We start from the raw sequence: 5,591 nt of genomic DNA, 5'->3' as shown, positions 1-5,591 counted from the left end.
GGATAATTCAGCCGACCCACCGCATTCTTGGATTTACTGACTACCCACACGCCGCCGTCGTTCAACTCCACCTCAGTGGTCTTGAACCCCGGATAGATGATCGCACCGGCAACCAACACGGCGCCGGCCGCGGCAAAGGCCGAACCCGTAACGATTTTGTTGTGCCGCTTCTTGAGACCGAACTTCCCCAGCAGTGATGTCACAGCGTTACTAATCCCTCAATTGTGTTGCGGCCCCCAGTGCGGCCCCTCCAGAGACCCGATAACGGGCTCTCTGTTCCCCGCGTCAGCCTACCGAAGCATGGCAGCAGCCGCGATGGGGAGCGCTCCCCCACCGTCTTACCTGCTGCGATGCCCATCATTAACATTGCGGGATTCCATGGCTCTCGGGCTCACCCAAGGTGGTGTTGCCCACCTGTATGGTGCGGCCAACGTAGCGGCCGTCAGCATGGGAGTTGATGCGGTACCACTTGTACGTGCCCCGGGCGTCAGGGACGGTCCGCCACATGAAGCAGTTGACGGTGAAGGAAGGCCCGGAGCCGTAGATCCAGGGATAGTCACGGATCACACCATCACAGGTATGTTCCGCGTTCATCGGCGACCTCCACGAGGTTTGGCCTGAGGCAGGCGCATCTGTACACGTGCGGTAACCGGCGACCGCATTGTCCCAATTTGTCTTGGCTGGCCCCGACCTGGCCGTCGCCGCAGCAACGGCTCCGCCGGTCCCCACAGAATTCACGGTTTGCACCTGGATCGAGTGCGGTTCGTCGAAGCCGCCGGTGTTCACCGTCCGGCTTCCCGAATCCGCGACCCTTTCCCAGCCCCGGCCGTCAATGTTGATCTGTGTGTAGGCGACGTCGTTCGTCGCCGTGGACGGCGAGGCCCAGCTGAAGCTCAAAGACTTCTGGTTCTGGCCGCCGTTTTGGCCCGACGCCGATGGAGTGCCAGGGGATCCGTACGGCGTCGTGGACGCGGGAGCGCTGGCGTTGGAGCTGGGTGCAACGGAGGAATTGGCGACCACGGTGATGCTCACCTGGGTGCCGTTGGCGAATCCCCCAATGGTCTGTCCGGGGGTGATGGGGCCGCTCGTCCCGTTGCTCGCGTTGTAGCTGTAGCTGATTTCGCTCTCAGCCGAGCCATTGCGTTCGGCCGCGGTGAGCCGCCGGAAGTCCACCGTCGCCTTCCGCCCGGCTCCTCCGGTGTCGGCTGCGGTGACACTGACTCCTGAGACCTGACCGAGTTTGCCGGTGGCGCGGCGGGGTGCCGACGCCGGACTGACGGCGCCCTTTCCTGCCTTGTTTTCGGCCTGCACGGTGAACGTGTAATCGGCTTCGGAGTTGTTCGCCGTGAAGTTGGCGGTCCGCACCGTACCGGCGATGGCCTGGGTCTGCGGTGCGCCGCCGCCGCCGCTCATCGTGACGTAGTAGTTCTTGATTGCGTCACCGTTGGTGTCGGGTTCCGTCCAGTTCACCCGCAGTTGGTTGGTGGTTCCCACCGCAGAGGCCACGGCGGAGGTCGGTGCCGCCGGCGCAGCGGGCACTCCGGCGGGGTTGTCTTCGGAAGAGTAAATGCTCCAGTCGGACGGGCCGAGCTCGTTGACAGCCTGGGCGCGCACCTTGTAGCGGACGCCGTTGGTCAGGCCGGGCCAGGTGTAGGTAAGCCCGGTGACGCCGTTCTTTACGGCGATACCGTTGGCCGGCGGCGGGGAGATCTCCAGGTTGTAGCTCTTGACCGCAGAGCCTTCAGTCTTGGCCGGCAGCCAGTTGATCACCATGTTCTTGTCCCCCGCCTTCACGGTGGGCGCCTCCGGCGGAGACGGCTTTTCGTCCGGCCGGATTTCGTTCGACTGCGGTGACGCCTGGGAGTCTCCCACCGCGTTGGTGGCGATCACGGTGAAGAGGTACTTCACGTCGTTGGTCAGCCCGCTGAGCGTACAGGTGGTGGTGGCGCATTTCTGTTCGAAGCCGTTGTTGGACTTGACGGTATAGCCGGTGATGGTGGCGCCGTTGTCCGACGGCGGAGCCCACTTGAGCACTGCCGTCCGGCTGCGCACGTCCGTGGCGGTGGGGGCCGAGGGTGCGTCCGGTTTGTCGCGGACCGTGATGCGGACCCGGCCGTTCACCTGGCGTGACGGATCATCGGTCTTGTCCGAGATCGTGTAGCGCAGCACCATCACGCCCTTGGATCCGTCGGCGGGCGTCACCGTGATGGAATCCCCGCTGATGACCGGTTGCCCGGCGGCGGATCCGGTTTCCACGGCCACATCGGCGATCTTCAGCGGAGTGTCGCTGAAGGGATTGAAGTCGTTGGCAAGGACGTTGATGGTCTCGCTCCGGCCCGCGTTGGCCTTCTCGAGGACGTCCTCATTGGCGGTGGGGAGCGGCCGGTTGGAGGCGACGACGGCGGCCGTCACCGCGGCCTTGACGGGTCCGGAGCGGCCGTCCGTCACTTTCAGGGGGATGGTTCCCTTGCGGCCGGCGGCCATGCCTGTCTCGGAGCTCACGCTGAGCGTCTGCCCCTCAATCGTGGCCTTGAAGCCCTCCGGCAGGGACCCGTCGAACTCGAATTTCAGTTTTTCCTGGTCCCCGGCATCCACGTCCTTGGCCAGGTTGCCCAGCTCCAGGCTCGCAGTTTCGGCCTTCGGCACTTCCAGGTCGCTTCCGCTGAATGTGGGCTCATGGTTGGCGTTCGGGTCCGGAATGACCCTGGTCATGACGGTCAGCGTGGACTTCAGGCCCTGGGGGTCTTCCGGACCGGAGCCGTCCGTCACTTCGAAGGTAACGGAGCCGGGGCCAACGTAATCCTTGAGCGCCGCATAGCGCAGCGTCCTGGCGTTGCCGCCGATGACGTTTTGGGGGTCTGCCCCTTGTACCTGGACTTTGTCCGCCTGCGTGATCTGCGGCGCGCGGCCGTCCCGCACGCGGACGTACTCGTTGAGGTCCAGCGTGATTTCCTTGCCGGCCATTACTTCCACGACGTCGGTGCGGGCCAGGGTGGGGTGCTCCTCGCCCTGCCCGGGCACCCAGATGATCGCCGTGGCCGTCTGGCCGTCGATGTCGGTGACGGTGTACGGGACCAGCTGGTCCGCCGGCGCAAGGCTGACCACCACGTTGCCGTCACTGCCAACGCGGGCGTTCGGGTTGCCGTCCGGCAGGCTGACCTTGAGTTCCGAGGCCACACCGTCGGGGTCGGAGTCGTTCTTCAGGACCGGCACGTCCACGGCGGATTTGCCCAGCGTCTCGGCCGGCATGATGACATCGTCCTTGGCGATCGGGGCCTTGAGGGTGGCGTCGGGGCTGACCCGGACGCGGATCACGGCACTGCCCTGGGCTTTTTTGTCGTCCTGGATCTTGTAGCCGACGCTCTCGTTGCCGGCGGCGCCCGGCGCGGTGAGCAACACCCGGCCGCCGTCAGCCGTCTCGACGCTGAGTTCGGGACGGGCCTCGAAGGCGTTGGCGACTAGTCCGATCGGGTCTCCGTCCGGGTCTGAGTCGTTGCTGAGGGCATCCACGGCGATCTTGCGTCCAGGCCGGACATCAACGGAGTCGTCAACGGCGATGGGCTTCTGGTTATTGGGCTCAGGCGGGGCAATGCCCACAATCACCGTGCCGGTGTTCTCGGCGCCGATCCGGTCCCGGACGCGGTAGGTGAAGGTGTCCGTGCCGGCAGCCGATCCGGTGGCGGTGAACTCAAGATAGCCGTCCCGGACGACGGCTGTTCCTATCGCGGGGGCCTTGTCCACTCCGATCAGCTGCACGGAGTCGCCATCGGAGTCGATGCCGTCCAAAGGCACGGGAATCCGCACCACCATGCCGGAGACCACACGGGCGGTGAGGTTTTTCGGCTCGGGGCGGGTGTTCCGTTCGTCATCGCGTGCGCGGATGCGGATGGTGACCTGCTGGGAGTCGGACTGTCCGGATTCGTTGGTGACCTTGTAGATCGCGTAGGCCGTTTTGGGCAGGTCCCCGGCAATAAAGCGCAGCGTGTTGCCGGCGCGGAAGATACGGCCGTCGGCGTCGTCGGGCTTCTGCGGCAGCTCCGGCTCCAGGGTGAGCTTGCCACCGTTGGGGTCGGTGTCGTTCTCAAGGACGGGTATGGTGACGACGTCGCCGACCCGGACCGACACTTCGTCCGGTTTGGCCTGGGGGGCCTGTAGCTTGGCCGGGGCAGGCACCACCAGGACCGCGATGTCGCCGCTGGCCGAGGACTTGCCGTTCGAGATCGTGTACTTGACGTTAAGTTGGCCCTGCGCCCGGATGTCGGTGATCCGGATGACGGAGTGGTCCAGCACTGAAACGCTGACCGGCAAACCGTCGGCAGCTGTGACGGACTGGACTACCAGCACGCCACCTGAGGGGTCCGAGTCGTTGCCCAGGACGTCCACCAGCACGATTCCACCGCTGGGCAGCAGTGCAATGTCGCGCACCGCAACGGGGGCGCCGTCCCCGTCGCCGGAAACCACGTCCACCCGGACCAGCTGCTGGGCGCTGGCCGGACCGTTGGTCACGAGGTAGGACACATAGTGGGCGCCTTCGGCCGTGGAGTTGAACGTGAAGGTCTGCTGGTCCGCCCCCATGGTGGCGGTGGAGTTGCCGTCTGGCGTGATCTGGGCGAGGCGGAGGGCCCCGCCCTGGGGGTCCGAATCGTTCTTCAGCGGTGCGATGACGGTATCCACACCGGCGACGGCGACGACGTGGTCCGCGTTGGCGATCGGCGGCAGCGCACCCGCAGCGCGGACATCCACGGTGACTTTGCCTTCGGCGGTCGACTGGCCGTCGGAAACCGTCACGGTGACCACTTTGCGGCCGGGTTCCGTGCCGGCGTCCTGGAAAGTGAGCAGCCCGTCGGGCCGGACCTTGACCTGGTCACGGGGGTCACTTCCGGTGGCGCCGACCACGTAGAGGTCGTCGCCGTCGGGGTCCGTCCAGTCGGTGAGGATGTTCTGGCTGACGATTTTCCCCGCTTGCACCACGAGGGTGGTGTTGCGGTTCGGCTTCTGCCGCGGGGCGGAGTTCTCGCCCGGCGGGATGATGTTGAGGGTGATGTCGGAGGAGGCTGTAAGGCCGCGGCCGTCGTCGACGGTGTATTTGAAGGTTTCGGAGCCGGTTTTGTCGGCTGGGACGCTGACCTGGAAGCCGGTGGAGCCGTAGATCGGGGCGAGGAGACCGGACTTGATCGGATCGGGCGCGCGGACGGTGAGGATGTCGCCGTCGGGGTCGGTGTCGTTGTCCAGGACCGGGAGGATGGCGGTCCGTCCCGCCCGTATCCCGAACGTGTCAGGCTTGGCCACGGGTGCGCTGTTGGGTTTGGTGCGGTCCGGCAACACGGTCTGCTGGACTTCGTCGGCGGAGTCCTTCTCCGCATCATCGGAGGTTTCCTTCGGCGGGATGACGTCGTCCCAGTTGTTCACCAGCTGCATGTTCTGGTTCACCAGCCACACATTCCCCGAATTCACATCGTTCAGGACCACCAGGTCCCGGTTCACCCGGAAAACGTACGACGGCGACGCACTCGCCTTGGGCACGTCAACGTTCTTATCATCAGCATCATTGGTGCAGTCACGGACGTACTTGTTCGCCCCGGACCACGCAG

2 protein-coding genes are annotated in these 5,591 nt (G+C 65.4%); both read right to left on the bottom strand.

Going from position 1 to position 5,591, the window contains the following annotated elements; genetic code table 11:
* The coding region (locus ACX80V_RS21760) for a hypothetical protein (protein WP_485844898.1) at positions 1-203 on the bottom strand (203 nt) is incomplete at its 3' end.
* A gap of 157 nt (positions 204-360) precedes the next feature.
* Positions 361-5,591 (bottom strand): Ig-like domain-containing protein (locus ACX80V_RS21755; protein WP_485844897.1); only part of this gene is annotated, 5,231 nt, incomplete at its 5' end.

The sequence above is a fragment of the Pseudarthrobacter arbutini genome (genome assembly GCF_054510915.1).
The sequence above is the reverse complement of the archived record's forward strand: the minus strand, read 5'-3'. Positions and strand labels throughout refer to the sequence as shown.